The 16,701-nt window shown below is 68.3% G+C and carries 14 protein-coding genes and 1 tRNA gene; 9 read left to right on the top strand and 6 right to left on the bottom strand.

Features of this window, described 5'->3' with window-relative positions:
* Positions 1-51 precede the first annotated feature (51 nt).
* A tRNA-Val gene (locus VD972_RS12295) sits at positions 52-123 on the bottom strand.
* A gap of 266 nt (positions 124-389) precedes the next feature.
* Between VD972_RS12295 and VD972_RS12300 the strand changes: the two genes are divergently transcribed.
* From VD972_RS12300 to VD972_RS12330, 7 genes are all read left to right on the top strand, one after another.
* Complete coding sequence (locus VD972_RS12300; RefSeq protein ID WP_324985712.1) at positions 390-2,783, top strand: isoamylase; 2,394 nt, start codon at positions 390-392, stop codon at positions 2,781-2,783.
* A 95-nt stretch (positions 2,784-2,878) separates the two neighbouring features.
* A complete protein-coding gene (gene hemE, locus VD972_RS12305; RefSeq protein ID WP_324985715.1) occupies positions 2,879-3,928 on the top strand; it encodes a uroporphyrinogen decarboxylase in 1,050 nt (349 codons plus the stop codon).
* Positions 3,929-4,058: 130 nt separating this feature from the next.
* The gene (gene fadI / locus VD972_RS12310; RefSeq protein WP_324985718.1) at positions 4,059-5,354 is read left to right on the top strand and encodes an acetyl-CoA C-acyltransferase FadI; all 1,296 of its coding nucleotides are present in this window, start codon (positions 4,059-4,061) and stop codon (positions 5,352-5,354) included.
* Positions 5,354-7,588, top strand: a complete 2,235-nt coding sequence (fadJ, locus tag VD972_RS12315; protein WP_324985721.1) for a fatty acid oxidation complex subunit alpha FadJ — start codon at positions 5,354-5,356, stop codon at positions 7,586-7,588. Before fadI ends, fadJ begins: the two co-directional genes overlap by 1 nt.
* Positions 7,589-7,704: 116 nt before the next feature.
* A complete protein-coding gene (locus VD972_RS12320; RefSeq protein ID WP_324985724.1) occupies positions 7,705-8,835 on the top strand; it encodes a mannosyltransferase family protein in 1,131 nt (376 codons plus the stop codon).
* Between the two features lie 116 nt (positions 8,836-8,951).
* Positions 8,952-10,085: a mannosyltransferase family protein gene (locus VD972_RS12325; protein WP_324985727.1), complete on the top strand. Its 1,134-nt coding sequence runs from the start codon at positions 8,952-8,954 to the stop codon at positions 10,083-10,085.
* Complete coding sequence (locus tag VD972_RS12330; RefSeq protein WP_324985730.1) at positions 10,082-10,744, top strand: class I SAM-dependent methyltransferase; 663 nt, start codon at positions 10,082-10,084, stop codon at positions 10,742-10,744. Before VD972_RS12325 ends, VD972_RS12330 begins: the two co-directional genes overlap by 4 nt.
* Before the next feature lie 22 nt (positions 10,745-10,766).
* Here VD972_RS12330 and VD972_RS12335 read toward each other — a convergent pair whose 3' ends face one another.
* The 5 genes from VD972_RS12335 to VD972_RS12355 all read right to left on the bottom strand — a co-directional run bounded on the left by VD972_RS12335 (position 10,767) and on the right by VD972_RS12355 (position 14,607).
* Positions 10,767-11,588 carry an NAD(P)-dependent oxidoreductase gene (locus VD972_RS12335; RefSeq protein WP_324985733.1) on the bottom strand — a complete coding sequence of 274 codons (822 nt, stop codon included), beginning with the start codon at positions 11,586-11,588 and terminating at the stop codon, positions 10,767-10,769.
* A gap of 2 nt (positions 11,589-11,590) precedes the next feature.
* Complete coding sequence (locus VD972_RS12340; protein ID WP_324985736.1) at positions 11,591-11,971, bottom strand: YccF domain-containing protein; 381 nt, start codon at positions 11,969-11,971, stop codon at positions 11,591-11,593.
* A 56-nt stretch (positions 11,972-12,027) separates the two neighbouring features.
* Positions 12,028-12,846, bottom strand: a complete 819-nt coding sequence (locus VD972_RS12345) for a DUF3014 domain-containing protein (RefSeq protein ID WP_324985739.1) — start codon at positions 12,844-12,846, stop codon at positions 12,028-12,030.
* Between the two features lie 114 nt (positions 12,847-12,960).
* Entirely contained in the window at positions 12,961-13,806 is an 846-nt protein-coding gene (locus tag VD972_RS12350; RefSeq protein ID WP_324985742.1) for a carbohydrate deacetylase, read from the bottom strand.
* A gap of 12 nt (positions 13,807-13,818) precedes the next feature.
* Complete coding sequence (locus VD972_RS12355; protein WP_324985745.1) at positions 13,819-14,607, bottom strand: glycosyltransferase family 2 protein; 789 nt, start codon at positions 14,605-14,607, stop codon at positions 13,819-13,821.
* A gap of 128 nt (positions 14,608-14,735) precedes the next feature.
* Here VD972_RS12355 and VD972_RS12360 point away from each other — a divergent pair, with 128 nt between their 5' ends.
* Both VD972_RS12360 and VD972_RS12365 read left to right on the top strand, forming a co-directional pair.
* On the top strand, positions 14,736-15,692 hold the full coding sequence (locus VD972_RS12360) for a diguanylate cyclase (RefSeq protein ID WP_324985748.1): 957 nt from the start codon (positions 14,736-14,738) through the stop codon (positions 15,690-15,692).
* A gap of 239 nt (positions 15,693-15,931) precedes the next feature.
* Positions 15,932-16,701 (top strand): response regulator (locus VD972_RS12365; RefSeq protein ID WP_324985752.1); only part of this gene is annotated, 770 nt, incomplete at its 3' end.

Below are 16,701 nucleotides of genomic sequence, written 5' to 3' on the forward strand. Positions count from 1 at the left end.
CGGCGTGACAGGCCGGCGTTCTAACCAACTGAACTAACTCCCCACAACTCTTGGGCGGAACAGGGATCGAACCTGTGACCCTCGCCTTGTAAGGGCGACGCTCTACCGCTGAGCTATCCGCCCGGGCGACCGCCGCTAGCAACGAGGCGGCCTTGTATCGGCCACCTCCGTCACTGTCAAGCCTACGTTTAAGCCCGCCCGATCATTCCCCCGGGCCCCCTTCGGGCCTCCCTGGAGCCCTGACGACCCACCTTCCGCTCGCATGACATTCCCGTTCTTCCGAGGCTCGGCGCGTTGACTTCACTGGCCGAGAAGTGCTGGAAGTCCGCTCTACGGGCGAGCGCGGGCCCGCTCGCAGCGCTGAATGCAACCGCGCCGGAGTCGGACCCATGAGACCAGCCACTGACATCCCCCGAGGAGCCTTCGGGCTCCTGCCGTGGCGCCCCCTGCTTGCCGCCAGCCTCGCCGCGATCCTGGTCGCATGCGGAGCGTCGGATCCCAACGCCTCCTTGCTGGAGGAGGAGCTCTCCGACACCGGCGTTCAGGAGCAGCAGGCGGTCATCTGGACGCTCGGCGCCAGCTATGACGCGACGAAGGCCAACATCAACTTCCGCGTCTACTCCTCGCGCGCCACCCGCATCGAGGTCTGGATCTACAAGACTCCGTACGGCGCCCAGGAGGTGGTGAAGTACGTGATGACCAAGGACGCGGCCACGAACGTCTGGTCGAAGACGGCCTCGGTCGCCACCCTCCAGAACACCTACGGCATCACCGGCACCGTGTACTACGGCTACCGCGCCTGGGGCCCGAACTGGCCGTACAACGCCAGCTGGACCAAGGGCTCGGGCCTGGGCTTCATCTCGGACGTGGACGCGAGCGGCAACCGCTTCAACCCCAACAAGGTGCTGCTGGATCCCTACGCGAAGGAGATCAGCCACGACCCGACGAACGCCAGCAACACGGACGGGACGTGGTTCGCCTCCGGGCCGCTCCACCGCAACAAGGACAGCGGCCCGTATGCCTCCAAGGGCGTCGTGCTGGCAGGAGACACGCAGTCCATCGGCACCCGGCCCACGCGCGCGCTCAAGGATGAGGTCATCTACGAGGTGCACGTGCGCGGCCTCACCAAGAACGACCCGAGCATCACCGCCGCCTACCGGGGCACCTACAAGGGCGCGGGCCTGAAGGCCGCGGCGCTCGCGGCGCTCGGGGTGACGGCGGTGGAGTTCCTCCCCGTGCAGGAGACGGACAACGACTCCATCGACAAGGTGGCCAGCACCGCGGGGGACAACTACTGGGGCTACATGACGCTGAACTACTTCGCGCCGGATCGCCGCTACTCGTCCGACAAGTCGGCGGGCGGCCCCACGCGTGAGTTCAAGGAGATGGTCAAGGCCTTCCACGACAATGGCATCAAGGTCTACATCGACGTGGTCTACAACCACACGGGCGAGGGTGGGGCGTGGAGCAGCACCGACGCGAACACCTTCAACGTCTTCTCGTTCCGCGGCCTGGACAACCCCACCTACTACAGCCTCACGCCGGACTTCCGGTTCAACTGGGACAACACGGGCGTGGGCGGCAACTACAACACCTTCAACCCGGTGGCCCAGAATCTGATCATCCACTCGCTGGCGTACTGGAAGGACACGCTGGGAGTGGATGGGTTCCGGTTCGATCTGGCCTCGGTGCTCGGCAACACCTGCCAGCACGGCTGCTTCAACTACGACAAGCTGAACAGCGGCACCGCGCTCAACCGCATCCTGCGCGATCTGTCGCCGCGCCCGGCCGCGGGAGGAGCGGGCACGGACTTCATCGCCGAGCCGTGGGCCATTGGTGGCAACTCGTACCAGGTGGGCAACTTCCCGGGCGTCTGGGCCGAGTGGAACGGCATCTACCGCGACACGTTCCGCAAGGATCAGAACCAGATGGGCGTGGAGGTCGTCACTCCGAGCGCCCTGGCCACGCGCTTCGCGGGCTCGTCGGATCTGTACGGGGATGATGGCCGCAAGCCGTTCCACTCCATCAACTTCATGGTGGCCCACGACGGCATGACGCTGAAGGATCTGTACTCCTGCAACAGCAAGAACAACAACCAGCCGTGGCCGTACGGCCCCTCGGATGGCGGCGAGGACAACAACCACAGCTGGGATCAGGGCGGCATCGCGGCGGACCAGCGCAAGGCGGCGCGCAACGCGTGGACCATCCTGATGGCGAGCGCCGGCACGCCCATGATCACGGGGGGCGACGAGCTCCTGCGCACCCAGTACTGCAACAACAACGTGTACAACCTGGACTCGGACAAGAACTGGCTGAACTACACGCTGACGGCGGACCAGACGAACTTCAAGACGTTCGCCCAGCGGCTCATCGCGTTCCGCAAGGCGCACCCGGCGCTGCGGCCCGCGAACTTCTACAGCACCGCGGACACCAACGGGAACGTGATGGAGCAGCACCGCTGGTTCAAGCCCGACGGCACGGTGCCGGATGCGGCCTACTTCAACAGCGGCAGCAACCACTCGCTGGCCTTCCGCGTGGATGGCACCGAGTTTGGTGACTCGGCCAGCGCCATCTACGTGGCCTACAACGGCTGGTCCGCCGCGGTGAACTTCGTCCTGCCGTGGCCCGGCAGCGGGAAGAGCTGGTACCGGGTGACGGACACCTGCACCTGGGCGGAGGGCCCCAACCAGGTGGCCAGCCCCGGCACCGAGGCGCTCATTGGCGGCGAGTTCACGAACTACAGCATCTGCGGCCGCGGTCTGATTACGCTGATGGCCAAGTAGGGTGGCGGTGACAGGGCTTGCGAGAGACAGGACATCCGCGCCGAAGTCCGGTATGGGCGACATGACGGCGCCCAGTGGCGCCGGAGGGCTCCTCCATGAACGAAAGACTCTTGATGGCGGCACGCCGCCAGCCCACCGACACCACCCCGGTGTGGCTCATGCGCCAGGCGGGCCGCTACCTGCCGGAGTACCGCGCCATCCGCGGCAACATCGCGTTCCTTGATCTCTGCAAGCACCCGGATCTGGCGGCCGAGGTGACGGTGCAGCCCATCACCCGGCTGGGGGTGGACGCGGCCATCATCTTCTCAGACATCCTCATCCCCGTGGAGGCGATGGGGATTGCGCTGGAGCTGGGAGACAAGGGGCCCCACTTCCCCAACCCGCTGCGCACGGCGGCGGACATCGAGAAGCTCGGGGTGCCGGATCCCGTGCAGGGCACCGGCTTCGTCGCCGAGGCCATTCGCCGCACTCGCAAGGCGCTGAATGACTCGGTGCCCGTCATCGGCTTCGCGGGCGCGCCGTTCACCCTGGCCGCGTACATGGTCGAGGGGGGCGGCTCCAAGAGCTACATCCTCATCAAGCGCCTGCTCTTCGAGCAGCCGAAGCTGGCGCACACGCTCTTCCAGAAGCTGACGGACACGCTCATCCCCTACTTGAAGATGCAGGTGGAGGCGGGGGCGAAGATCGTCCAGATCTTCGACTCGTGGGGCGGGGAGCTGGGCCCGTACGACTTCGAGCGCTTCAGCCTCCCGTACCTGACGCGGATGGTGAAGGAGCTGCAGGCCACGGGCGTGCCGGTGATCCTGTTCGGCACGGGCATGTCCACGCACCTGCCCCTGCTCAAGCGCACGGGCGCGGACGTCATCGGCCAGGACTGGCGGATCGAGATGGACCAGGCCCGGCGCGTGCTGGGGCCGGAGGTGGCGGTGCAGGGCAACCTGGATCCGCTCCACCTCTTCCTGCCGCGCGAGGAGCTGGAGGCGCGGGTGGTGGACATCCTGAACCGCGCCGGGCCGGTGGGGCACATCTTCAACCTGGGCCACGGCATCCTCCCTCCCACGGATCCGGACGCGGCGAAGTTCCTGGTGGAGGCGGTGCACCGCCACGGCATCGCACTCCGTCAGGGCAACTCGCCCCAGCGATAGCGGCCCCGGCCTCCTGCCACCCGGGCAACCCGGCGTGACGTCCACCGGTTGACTCTCGAATCAATTCTCGTTGACGCGGTGCATCAGGAGCCGTTAGAAGTGCCTCACTTGCAGTCAGGAGGAGAGGCACATGGCACAGAGCAACGGCCACCGTCGGGTGGCCATCGTCCGCGGACTGCGGACCCCTTTCGTGAAGGCCGGCAGCGTCTTCTCGGGCCTGACCGCCCTGGACCTGGGGAGGCTGGTCGTCCAGGAGCTGGTGCAGCGGGCGGAGCTCGATCCAAATGAGATCAACCAGCTGGTCTTCGGGCAGGTCATCCCCACGCTGACGGCCCCTTCCATCGCCCGGGAAGTCGTGCTTGCCGCCGGGCTGCCACGCCGGATCGAGGCCTTCACCGTGGCGCGCGCCTGCGCCACCTCCATCCAGGCCATGACGACGGCGGCCAACGCCATTGCCGTGGGTGAGTCGGACGTCGTCATCGCAGGCGGCACCGAGTCCATGTCGGATGCGCCCATCTTCACCAGCCGCCCTCTGGCTCATGCGCTCGTGGCCGCCTCCAAGGCCCGGAGCCTTCCGGAGAAGCTCAAGCCCTTCCAGAAGCTCAAGGCGAAGGATCTGCTGCCGGTGCCGCCGGCCATCGCCGAGTACTCCACCGGCCAGAGCATGGGCGAGAGCGCAGAGAAGATGGCCAAGGAGAACGGCATCTCCCGGGAGGAGCAGGATCGCATCGCCCTGGCCTCGCACCAGAACGCCGCGCGCGCCTGGAAGGAGGGCCGCTTCGACGGTGAGGTCATGCACGTCGTGGTCCCGCCCCAGTACGAGGACGTGGCGGCCAAGGACAACATCGTCCGTGAGGACACCAGCCTGGAGGCGCTCGGCCAGCTCAAGCCGGTGTTCGATCGCAAGTACGGCACCATCACCGCCGGCAACGCCTCGCCGCTCACCGATGGTGCCTCCGCCCTGCTGCTGATGAGCGAGGAGAAGGCGAAGGCGCTCGGGTATGAGCCGCTCGGCTTCCTGCGCGCGCACGCCTACGCCGCCACCGATCCCGGTGACCAGCTCCTTCAGGGGCCGGCCTATGCCGCGCCCATCGCGCTCCAGCGCGCGGGCATGAAGCTGGCGGACATCGACCTGGTGGAGATGCACGAGGCGTTCGCCGCACAGGTGGCCAGCAACCTCCAGGCGCTCGCCTCGTCCTCCTTTGCGAAGAAGGCGGGCTGGAGTGGCCCGGTGGGCGAGGTGGACCGGGAGCGGCTCAACGTGAACGGTGGCTCCATCTCCATCGGCCACCCGTTCGGGGCCACGGGCGCGCGCATCGTCACCCAGGCCCTCAACGAGCTGAAGCGTCGGAACAAGAACACGGTGCTGTGCACCGTCTGCGCCGCTGGTGGCCTGGGGGCCGCCGTGGTCCTGGAGCGTGCGTGATGGCCATCAAACTGGAAGAGCTCGAGGCGCAGCAGGGCTTCACCTACAAGGTCGAGGACGGCGTGGCCGTCCTCACGATCGATCAGCAGGGCGAGCCCGTGAACACGCTCTCGCCCGAGACGGGCGCGGCGTTCGAGACGTTGCTCGGGCACGCGGAGCAGGATCCGTCCGTGAAGGCCGTCCTCTTCATCTCCGGCAAGAAGGACAACTTCGTGGCCGGGGCGAAGCTCGACTTCCTGCAGACGATCAAGACGGCGGCCCAGGCCACGGAGGCCTCCCGCAAGGCCCAGGAGGGCTTCGATCGGCTGGACGCGTTCCCCAAGCCGGTGGTGGCGGCCATCCACGGCGTGTGTCTCGGCGGCGGCCTGGAGTGGGCGCTGGCGTGTGACTACCGGATCGTCACGGAGAGCCCGAAGACGTCCCTGGGCCTGCCTGAGGTCCAACTCGGCCTGCTGCCGGGCGCGGGAGGCACCCAGCGGCTCCCGGCGCTCATTGGCCTCCAGGCGGCCCTGGATCTGATCCTCGCCGGGAAGACCGTGAAGGCCTCCAAGGCGAAGCGGCTCGGCCTCGTGGACGAGGTGGTGCCGGTGCCGATCCTCCGCTCGGTCGCGCTCCAGCGCGCGCGGGAGCTGGCAGCCGGATCGCTGAAGGTGGAGCGTCCTCACGGCCAGCGCCTCAAGGCGGTGGCGGCGCAGTCGAAGAAGGGGCTTGCGGGTGTGCTCCAGAGCCTGGCCAACAAGGAGCTGTGGGCCGAGGTGGCGCTCGAGGCCAACCCGCTGGGCCGGAAGATCCTCTTCGATCAGGCGCGCAAGCAGCTCCTGAAGAAGACGCGCGGCAAGTACCCCGCGCCGGAGAAGGCGCTGGAGGCCATCCGTGCAGGGGTAGAGTCCGGTCGCAAGGCGGGCCTGGAGGTCGAGGCGAGGCTCTTCGGAGAGCTGGTGGTGTCGGACGTCTCCAAGCGCCTGGTGGAGATCTTCTTTGCCACCACGGCCCTCAAGAAGGAGAACGGCACCTCCGATCCGAGCGTGAAGCCCCGCGAGGTGAAGAAGATCGGCGTGCTCGGCGGCGGGCTCATGGGCGGTGGCATCGCCTACGTGACCGCGGCTCTCCAGGGCGTGCCCGTGCGGGTGAAGGACAAGGACGATGCGGGCGTGGGGCGCGCGCTCAAGCAGGTGCAGGGCGCCCTGGACGAGCGGGTGAAGAAGCGCTCGCTGACGTGGCGCGAGGCGGCGGCGAAGCAGGCGCTGGTCACCGCGGGCACGGACTACAGCGGCTTCAAGCGCGTGGACCTCGTCATCGAGGCCGTATTCGAGGACCTGAAGCTCAAGCACCGCATCATCGCCGAGACGGAGGCCGTCACCCGCGAGGACTGCATCTTCGCGTCCAACACCTCCAGCCTGCCCATCACCGAGCTGGCCAAGGGCAGCAAGCGGCCGGAGCAGGTGATCGGGATGCACTACTTCAGCCCGGTGCACAAGATGCCGCTGCTGGAGATCATCACCCACAAGGGCACGGCGGACTGGGTGACGGCCACCTGCGTGGAGGTGGGCCGCAAGCAGGGCAAGACGGTCATCGTCGTCAATGACGGGGTGGGCTTCTACACCTCGCGCATCCTCTCCCCGTACATGAACGAGGCGGCGTACCTGCTCGCCGAGGGTGCGGACATCGCCGAGCTGGACAGGGCGCTGGTCGAGTTCGGGTTCCCAGTGGGGCCGATGACGTTGCTCGACGAGGTGGGCATCGACGTCGCGCACAAGGTGGGGCCCATCATGGAGGAGGCGTTCGGCAAGCGGCTGGCGGCGCCGAAGACGCTCGAGAAGATCATCCAGGACGGGCGCCTGGGCCGGAAGAACCAGAAGGGCTTCTACACGTACACCGGGAAGAAGAAGGAGGTGGACACCTCCGTCTACGCACTGCTGCCGAGCGGGCCGGATCGCCGGCGGTTCGACCACGCCGAGATGGCGGAGCGGTGCACCCTCCAGATGGTGAACGAGGCGATCCGCTGCCTGGGCGAGGGCATTCTGCGCAGTCCGAGGGATGGGGATGTGGGCGCCATCTTCGGGCTCGGCTTCCCGCCGTTCCTGGGCGGTCCCTTCCGGTACGCTGACAGCCTGGCGCCAGCAGTGCTGCTCAAGCGGCTGGAGCACTACCAGGACAAGTATGGCGAGCGGTTCACGCCGGCTCCCTTCCTGGTGGACGTGGTGAACGAGGCCAAGGGCTTCCACTCACGCTGAACCCCGAGCAGCAGGCCTCCTCGCCTTCTGGTGGAACACGAAGGGGAGGGGGCCGGCCCACTGCTCCGGTCTCCACTTGACCCGAGGGCGGTTCTGGACGAAGTCCACACCGCCCCATGCACCGCTCGGCCTCACGCATCGTCGCCTTGACCGCGCTCGGCGCGCTCCTGGCGTGCACGGCGGCCGTGACGCTGACCTCGAGGCTCTACGCGGAGGGCTACAGCCCGGCGCGCGACACCTGGCCCGAGCTGCCGCCGCCCCTGGGCTGGGCCCGCTACGACGCCGGCTGGTACGCGCACATCGCCACCCAGGGCTACAGCTACACGCCCGGTGCGCAGAGCTCCGTGGCCTTCTTCCCAGCGTACCCGCTGGTGCTGCGCGGGCTGAGTGCGCTCGGCCTGGACACCTGGCTGGCCGGGGTGCTGCTCACCATGGTGTGCGGCCTGCTGGCGCTGGTGCTCTTCGTCCACTGGGCGCGCACGCGCGCGGAGGAGGACGCGGCGAGGGACGCGGGCCTGCTGCTCGCGCTGTACCCCTGCGCGTTCTTTCTCTATGGAGCGATGTACTCGGACGCGCTCTTCCTGCTCCTCATCGTGGCGGCCTTCCTGCTGCTGGAGCGCGGCCAGCTGCTCCCCGCGGTGTTGCTGGGAGCGGTGGCGACGGCCGTGCGCCCCGTCGCGCCTGCGCTCGTGCTGGGCCTGCTGGCGCGGAGGCTCGAGTGGAAGCACGAGCGCGGCCAGCGCTGGAGCGGCGTGGATCTCCTCCCGGTGCTCGCCGCTGCGGGCTTCTTGCTCTACGTCCTCTATCTCTGGCGCACCTTCGGAGAGCCGCTCGCTTTCGTGAAGGTGCAGTCCGCGCCCGGGTGGGACCAGATGCCGGGCTGGCGCACGTGGGCCAAGGTCCGCTGGTTCCGCAGCTTCTCCAGGGACATGCCGGTGGGCGACTTCCTGCGGCTGGCCGGGCACGCCGCCGCCACGCTGGGGGCCCTCGCGCTGGTGTGGCCCACCGCGCGGCGGCTGGGTTGGGGCTACGGGCTCTACACGGCGGCCATCGTCGGGCTGCCCGCCCTGTCCAGCAAGGACTTCATGGGCATGGGCCGCTACCTGCTCGCCGCGTTCCCGCTCTTCCTCACGCTCGCGCTCATGCTGCGCGAGCGCCCACGCCTGCGGCTCGGGGTGATGGCCACCAGCGGCGGGCTCATGCTCCTGCTGGCGGCTGCCTACGGGGCGGCGGAGTACGTCTCCTGAGGAAAGGCGGCTCCGGGGCACGCAATGCGTGGGAGCCCGAGAGTCAGGAGGATTTATCCCTTCGTCCGCGCGAAGCCACTTGACCCAGGCAGCAGGCTGGACGATGCCACGGGTGCATGTCCCGCTCCGCCCCGCGCACCATCGCGCTCGTCGTCCTGCTCGCCACGGTCATCTGTGGCGCGGCCGCGAGTGCCGGCGCATGGCGTCTCCACCACAAGAACCCTGCTGCCCCGGCGCTGGGGTTCGACGACTACTTCTCCATGGGGTGGGTTGCGTGGGATTCGGGCTGGTACAAGCTCATCGCTGAGGAGGGGTACACCTACACGCCCGGCAAGCAGAGCCCGGTCGCGTTCTTCCCGCTCTACCCGCTGGCCATCTGGGCCCTCATGAAGCTGGGCGCCAGCGTGTACGGCGCGGGGATCTTCATCACGCTGCTCTGTGGCCCCCTGGCGATGGTGCTCTTCACGGCCTGGGCCCGCACCCGGGTGGATGAGCGCACCGCGCTCCAGGCGGGGCTGCTGATCGCCCTGTACCCCTTCACCTTCTATCTCTATGGCGTCATGTACTCGGACGCCCTCTTCGTCCTGCTGGTGGTGAGCGCCTTCCTCCTGTTGGAGAAGGGGCACCTGGTGCCGGCGGTGCTGGTGGGGGCGATCGCCACGGCGGCCCGGCCGGTGGCCCCCGCCGTGGTGCTTGGGCTGCTGGTGCGCCGGCTCGAGTGGAAGCGGCAGCGGGGAGAGCCGTGGAGCCTCGGGGACTTCCTGCCTGCGCTCTCGGCGCTCGGATTTCTCCTCTACCTCCTCTACCTCGACCGCTCCTTTGGAGCGCCGTTCGCCTTCGTAGAGACGCAGGGCTCTCCAGGCTGGGAGCAGGCGCCCGGCCCGAGCACGTGGTTCAAGGTGTACTGGTTCAACGTCGTCTTCTCCCCGGACACGGGGTGGGATGTCCGGGTGCGCCTCATGACCCACGCGGTGCTCACGCTGCTCGGGCTCGCTCTCGTGGTGCCTACGGCGCGGCGCCTGGGGTGGGGGTACGCCGTCTATGCACTGGCCGTGGTGGGGCTGCCCGCGCTGTCCACCAAGGACTTCATGGGCATGGCGCGCTACCTCATCTCCGCCTTCCCGTTGTTCCTCACCCTCGCGCTGCTGCTGCAGGAGCGCCCGCTCCTGCGTCGCGGGCTCGTGGCCGTGAGCGCTGTCGGGCTTGTCTTCCTCTCCTGGGGCTTTGGCAGGGAGCTCTACCTCTCATGAGCTCGTTGACCGAGACCACCCTCAAGCTCTTCTCGGTGCTCCCACCGGCCGAGCGCTTCCACGTGCGCGCCCGCGCCCTCTCCGCGCCCCTGGAGGCCGTCGCCTGGCGCGTGCCCCGAGGCGCCGTCGTCGCGGAGGTGGGGTGCGGCCACGGGCTGCTCTCCGCGATGATCGCCACGGAGGACAGGAGCCGCACCGTGTACGCGGTGGATCCGGACCCACGCAAGGTGAAGTGGGCAGAGGAGGCGGCCGGTGGACTCCCCAATGTCCACTTCGAGGTCGCCACCGTGGAGCGCCTCGTGGCGCAGCGGCCGGGAGGGTTCGACGCCGCGGTGGTGTCCGACGTCCTCTACCTTTTGCCCCGGGAGCAGTGGCCCGAGTTTCTCCGCAGCGTGCGCGCCCTGCTGCACCTGGGAGGGCGCTTCCTCCTGAAGGAAGCGGAGGGGAACCGCTCCTGGAAGCACTACAAGTGCCTCGCGCAGGAGTGGGTGATGGTGAAGCTGCTCGGCCGCACGAAGGCGGGCGGTGGGCTGGTGCTCGAGCCCCAGGACACCGTGGTGGCCCTGCTGCAGGAGGCGGGCTTCAAGCTGCGCGAGGTGGTGGAGCTGGACAAGGGCTACACCACCCCGCACATCCTCTACGTCGCAGAGGCCGCCTGAGGCAGGCCGGCCCCAGGCCCGATCAGTCGAGGAAGTAGTCCGGCAGGGGCGTCACGCCCTTCTCCATGGCGTACTGCTCGAAGTCGGTGACACCGCGCGAGCGCAGCACCTCCTCGTCGATGAAGAAGTTGCCCGTGCAGGAGCGGCTGTCGCTCGTGAGGATGGCGTGGGCCGCGTCCGAGATGATCTCCGGCTTGCGGCTCAGGCGCATCATCTCCTCGCCGCCGACCATGTTGATGGCCGCGGTGGCGATCGTCGTCCTCGGCCAGAGCGCGTTCACGGCGATGCCCACGTCCTTGAACTCGGCGGCCATGCCGAGCACGCACATGCTCATTCCGTACTTCGCCATGGTGTAGGCCACGTGGTTCTGGAACCACTTCGGCGCCATGTTGAGCGGGGGCGAGAGGTTGAGGATGTGGGGGTTCTTCGCCTTCTTCAGATACGGGAGGCAGGCCTGCGAGGTGGCGAACGTCCCGCGCGTGTTGATGGAGTGCATCAGGTCGAAGCGCTTCATCGGCGTCTCGAGCGTCCCGGTGAGGCTGATGGCGCTGGCGTTGTTCACGCAGATGTCGATGCCGCCGAACGTCTCCACCGTCTTGGCGACCGCCTGGGCGATCTGCTCCTCGGAGCGGATGTCCACCATGAGCGGCAGGGCCTTGCCCCCCGCGGCCTCGATCTCCTCGGCGGCGGTGTAGATGGTGCCGGGGAGCTTGGGGTTGGGCTCGGCCGTCTTCGCGGCGATGACGATCCGCGCTCCATCGCGCGCGGCCCGCAGCGCAATGGCCTTGCCGATACCGCGGCTCGCGCCGGTGATGAACAGGACTTTTCCTTCGAGGCTGGGCATGGTCACTCCGGAGTCTCGCGCACGATCTTACCGAAGGGCGCGAGCGCGAGCATCGCGAGCTTCACATGTTGGATGGCGAAGGGGATGCCGATGATCGTCACCGCCAGTCCCAGGGCGAGCGCGATGTGGCTCAGGAAGATCCAGATGCCAGCGACGACGATCCAGAAGACATTCAGCAGACAGCCGATGGCGCTGGCTCCCGGCGCGTCCCGGATGTCCTTGCCGAACGGCAGCAGCGCCAGCCCGGCGATCTTGAAGCACTGCACCCCAAAGGGGATGCCGATGATGGTGAGGCAGAGCAACAGCCCGCCCAGCAGGTACTCGAGGCAGACGATGATTCCGCCTCCGAGCACGATCCACAGGATGTTCAGGAGCAAGCGCATGGCGCATAGCTCTACCAGGAAGAGGGGCCCTCGTCAGGCTCAAGGATGAGCCCCTCTCAGCGGCCGGCGGCGGGCAGTCCGAGCGCCCCGTGGAGCTCGCGCAGCTTTGCCTGGAGGGCACGCGCGTTGGCGGGGCCCATGCGCAGCAGGTGCTTCTGGGCGGCGCTGAGCTGCTCCAGCTCGGGGGCTGCGTAGGCGTAGTTCACGCCCGGCGTGTCCACCACCTCGAGGTCCCCCTCGGGTACGGGTGTGTCGAGCATCCGCTGGATGGCGCGCGACAGCGTCTCGTCGAAGCGCTGGCCCGGAGGGGCGATCTCGGCGAAGGCCTGGTCGACGAGTGGCTTGAGCGCCTTGTACGTCGTCGCGGTGGCCTGCGTGTCCAGCGAGGTGAGGGCGCGTGCCACGGTGTCGTAGCGGGCGAAGCTCTCGGGGGCGATGAAGGTACGGCCGTTGCGCTCGACGACCTGGAAGGCGCCCTGGGGCGCCAGGAATGGCAGCACGGCGCGAGGGCTCTCCCCCTCGGCGATGTTGGCGCTGGCGGCGGTGAAGCGCCGGATGAGCCCTTCGAAGGCGAGCCACTTCTGGAGCTCGGGATCGGTGGACATCGCGCCCGCCAGCTCGCGCGTGCGGGTGTCGCTCTGATCCAATGCCGGGAGAGGCGGGCCCGGGGGCTGCGGTGCTTCCGGTTGCGCGGGAGGCGTGGGAGCCGCGGCGGCCGGTGGGGGAGGGGTGGAGGGAGGCTCACCCTTGTTCTTCAGGATGTACCAGCCCGTGCCCAGGGCAACCACCCCGAGGACGGAGACGGCCACCACCAGCGGCTTGCGCGAAGGACTGGAAGGCTGGGGCGGAGGGACGGAGGGCTGTGGGTCGCTCATGGCATCTTCCCTGGAGTGCGTCGATGAGAACGGCTCGGGGCCTGTCTGGCAGCCGCCTCGGCGCCCTGTCAAACAGGGACTTCGAGGGCCGCGCGCTACTGGACTCTGGGGCGCTCAGGCCGCGAGGCGGAGGCTGCCGTAGGTGGCCAGGAGGATTCCGCGCTCCTGGAGCCGCGCCTTCACCCGAGGGCTGGTGAGGGCGTCCAGCTCCGCCTGCCACCCGTAGGTCCACGCGGGATCCTCCGGGACGTGCGGAGTGCCCTCGCCGGGGTGGCACCCGACCTCGAAGTCGCCCTCGGGCAGCGAGTCCAGCAGGGCCAGCAGCGTGGGCTCATCGAGCCGGCCCGCCTCGAAGACGCCGCCAGCGCTCACTCGCCTCACGCCGGGAGGAGGACGCGGTGCCGTGCGCGCCAGCGCGGTGAGGAGCAGCGTCTTCAGCGCCGGGCCCGGAGCGTGGCGCCACGAGGCACGCGGGAGCCGGTCCGGCCAGCGCACGGGCAGCCCCTCACGCCGCGCGAGCGCCTCCACCCATGGGCGGATGCCTGGCAGCAGGTGGAGGTGCTGGTGCGCGTCCAGGTGGTCCACCTCCGCGCCCAGCTCGCGGGCCCGAGCCAGCTGCGCCTCCAGCTCCCGCGCTACCTCGGAGCGCCGCACCCGGCCGGTCAGCCACGCACGCGCGAAGTCCGCCCAGCTCGCTCGAAGTCTCCCTCCTGGCGCCACCGTCGGCACCTCGGCCTCCGGGGCTGCGCAGGGCAGCCGCGTGGACAGGGCCAGGTGGACGCCAAGCGCCAGTCCCTGTGCCTTCGCCTGGGACACGGCCTCAGGAGCGCTGGGGCCCATCACGAGCAGCGTGGCGCTGGTGACGATGCCCTCGCGGTGGGCCCGGAGGATGCCGGCGTCCACCGAGGGGTGCAGCCCGAGATCGTCCGCGTTGACGATGAGGCGCGTGCCGCGTCCCACAGCCTCTCCTGCCTACCCGTGCTGACGGCGCCGGGAGGTGGAGTGCAGCGGCGCCACCGAGGGAGGCAGCCGCACGGGCTTCACCGGCGCCCCCGGCTCGCGCGTCTCCGGGTAGAGGTCCGCCAGCTCGCGGATCATCTTCATGATGACCGAGGGTGAGGCCAGCGTGGACACGCCGCGGGTGCGCGGGAAGTAGTCCACGCCCATCTGGAAGACGCGGAAGCCCTTGCGCATGGCCTTCACCACCAGCTCCGCGTCGATGAACGAGCCCAGGCTCTTGAGCTCGATGGCCTCCAGCACCCGCCGGTGCATGACCTTGAAGCTGAAGTTCACGTCCTTGATGTTGATGTCGAACAGCGAGCGGATCAGCAGGTTGTAGATGAACGAGTAGAGGATGCGCTTGGGGCCCTCGCTCGTGCGGTCGAACCGGAAGGCGCAGATCATGTCCGCCTCCAGGTACTCCATGAGGTGGAGCGCCCGCTCCAGCTCCCGCAAGTCCCACGGCAGGTCAATGTCCGAGTAGACGACGAGATCCTTGGTGGACTCGGACAGGCCGGTGCGCATGGCCCCGCCCAGCTTCAGGTTCACCGGGTGGGTGATGACGCGCAGCTGGGGGATCCGCGCCGCCATCTCCTCGCAGATCTCCTGCGTCCGGTCCGTGGACGCGTCATTGACGACGATGATCTCGAAGTCGTCGGTGAGCCGGGGCAGCACGTCCAGGGCGCGGGTGACGGCGCGCTCGACGTAGTCCTCCTCGTTCCAGGCGGGGAAGAAGAGGCTGATGCTCGGGTAGTTGGCCACGGACGGTCCTCGCGACGGCGTTGCAGGAAGGCTGGCTAGCAGAGGGCGGTAGCCCAACGCAATCGTCGGGGTCGCTCCGGGTGGAAGCCCCATGGTAGCGTCCTGAGCCGACCTTCGATGGGGACACTGTGGGAGAGAAGCCCTTCTCGCTGCTGCTGGTGGATGACTCTCGGTCGACCGCGGCGAAGCTGGAGCGCTCGCTCGCCTCCCCGGAGTACGCCCCGCGCGTGGTGCCCCCGGGCCCTGAAGTCCCCCGGCTCGCCTTGGATGTGGATCTCGTCCTGCTGTGCCTCGAGCCTGCTCGGGAGCCCTCCTCGGACGCGGAGCTGGCGCTGCTGCGGCGCCTGATGGACGTGGAGGGGCCGGGCCGGGGAGCGCCGGTGATCGTGATTGCTCCGGCGGAGGCTCGCACGCTCCGCCTGGGGGCGCTCCGTCTGGGCGTGGAGGTGGTGGCCGAGCCCTGGGACGACGACGAGCTGCGAGCCCGCATGCAGCTCGCCTTCTCCGCGCACCAGGTGCTCAACACGCTGGCCTCTCAGGTGTCGGAGCTGCAGAAGCTCTCCGTGCTGGACTCGCTGACCCTGCTCCACAACCACCGCTACTTCCAGGAGCGGCTGCGCGAGGAGTTCCGCGCCGCCCAGCGCTACGACGACGCGCTCGCCGTCATCCTCGTGGACCTGGACCACTTCAAGGAGATCAACGGGCGCTACGGCCACTCCGTAGGAGATGATGTCCTGCGCCAGGTGGCCCGGGTGCTCCAGCAGAGCGTCCGCGAGACGGACATCGTCGCCCGCTATGGAGGCGAGGAGTTCGCTGTGCTCCTGCCGCGCACCCCCCTCACAGGCGCCATCACCGTGGCCGAGCGCATGGGGAAGGAGCTGGGCACGCTCCGGGTGGGGCCAGACAGCACCCTCCGGGTGACGGCCTCCCTGGGCATCTCCGGCTTCCCTCACCGCACGGTGCTCTCGTCGGATCAGCTCCTGCTCACCGCGGATGAGGCGCTGTACCGGGCCAAGCGCGAGGGCCGCAACCGCATCTGCCTCCACTCGCCCGTGCCCTTGCTCTCCAGCGCCCAGCGCGCTTGAGGCTCGTGTGTTCGATCGAAAATGACCTGGGCTCGATGGGAAATGACCCGGGTCATCCTTGTGTGACCCGGGTCATTCTTGACCCTTTGTCACCGCGCGGGTATAGAATGACCCCAGAGCGATTTCATCACGAAATTGAAAACTAAGAAGAATCAATAGGTTGGCGTACTGGTTTCCCCTCATTCGTTTGGCCACCACATTGCAAATGTTTGACGGGGAAAGATAGGTGAGGACTGCAAGTGGGGCTTGCGCACACACAAGAGGCGGGTTCCCGCGGGCGACTGCTGTTGGTCGACGATGAGGAGAACATCCTCAAGTCCATCCGGCGCGTGTTGCGCCGGGGTGATTGGGACATCGAGACGGCCACGGATGCCGAGGAGGGGCTGAAGCGCCTGGAGCAGTTCTCGCCGCAGGTGGTCATCTCGGACTTCCGGATGCCGGGGATGAATGGCGTGGACTTCCTCACGCGGGTGAAGGAGCAGGTGCCGCTGGCCCAGCGCATCATGCTCACCGGGCAGGCGGATCAGATGGCCATCGAGGAGGCCATCAACCGCTCGGAGATCTTCCGCTTCATCTCCAAGCCGTGGAACGACAGCCACCTGGTGCTCACGGTGAAGAGCGCCTTCGAGCAGTACGCGCTGGTGACGGAGAACCAGCGGCTGATGCAGGTGACGCAGCAGCAGAATGCGGAGCTGAAGAAGCTCAACGCGGATCTCGAGGCGCGTGTGGAGTCCCGCACGCTGATGCTCAGCCAGGCCAAGCGGGACTGGGAGCAGACGTTCGACTGCATCGAGTCCCCGCTGGCGGTGATGCAGCCGGACTACACGGTGCGGCGGGCGAACCTGGCGTACCTGAAAGTGGCCGCGACGGGCGAGGGGACCAACGCCTCGGCGGCCACCTGCTACCAGTATCTGTTCGGGCGGGACACACCGTGTCAGGGCTGCCCGCTGCCGGTGGCGCTGGAGACGGGCAAGAGCGCTCGTGGAGAGATCCAGCAGAAGGGGCGCTC

This window comes from Hyalangium sp., assembly GCF_035629615.1.
Classification (GTDB): Bacteria; Myxococcota; Myxococcia; order Myxococcales; family Myxococcaceae; genus Hyalangium.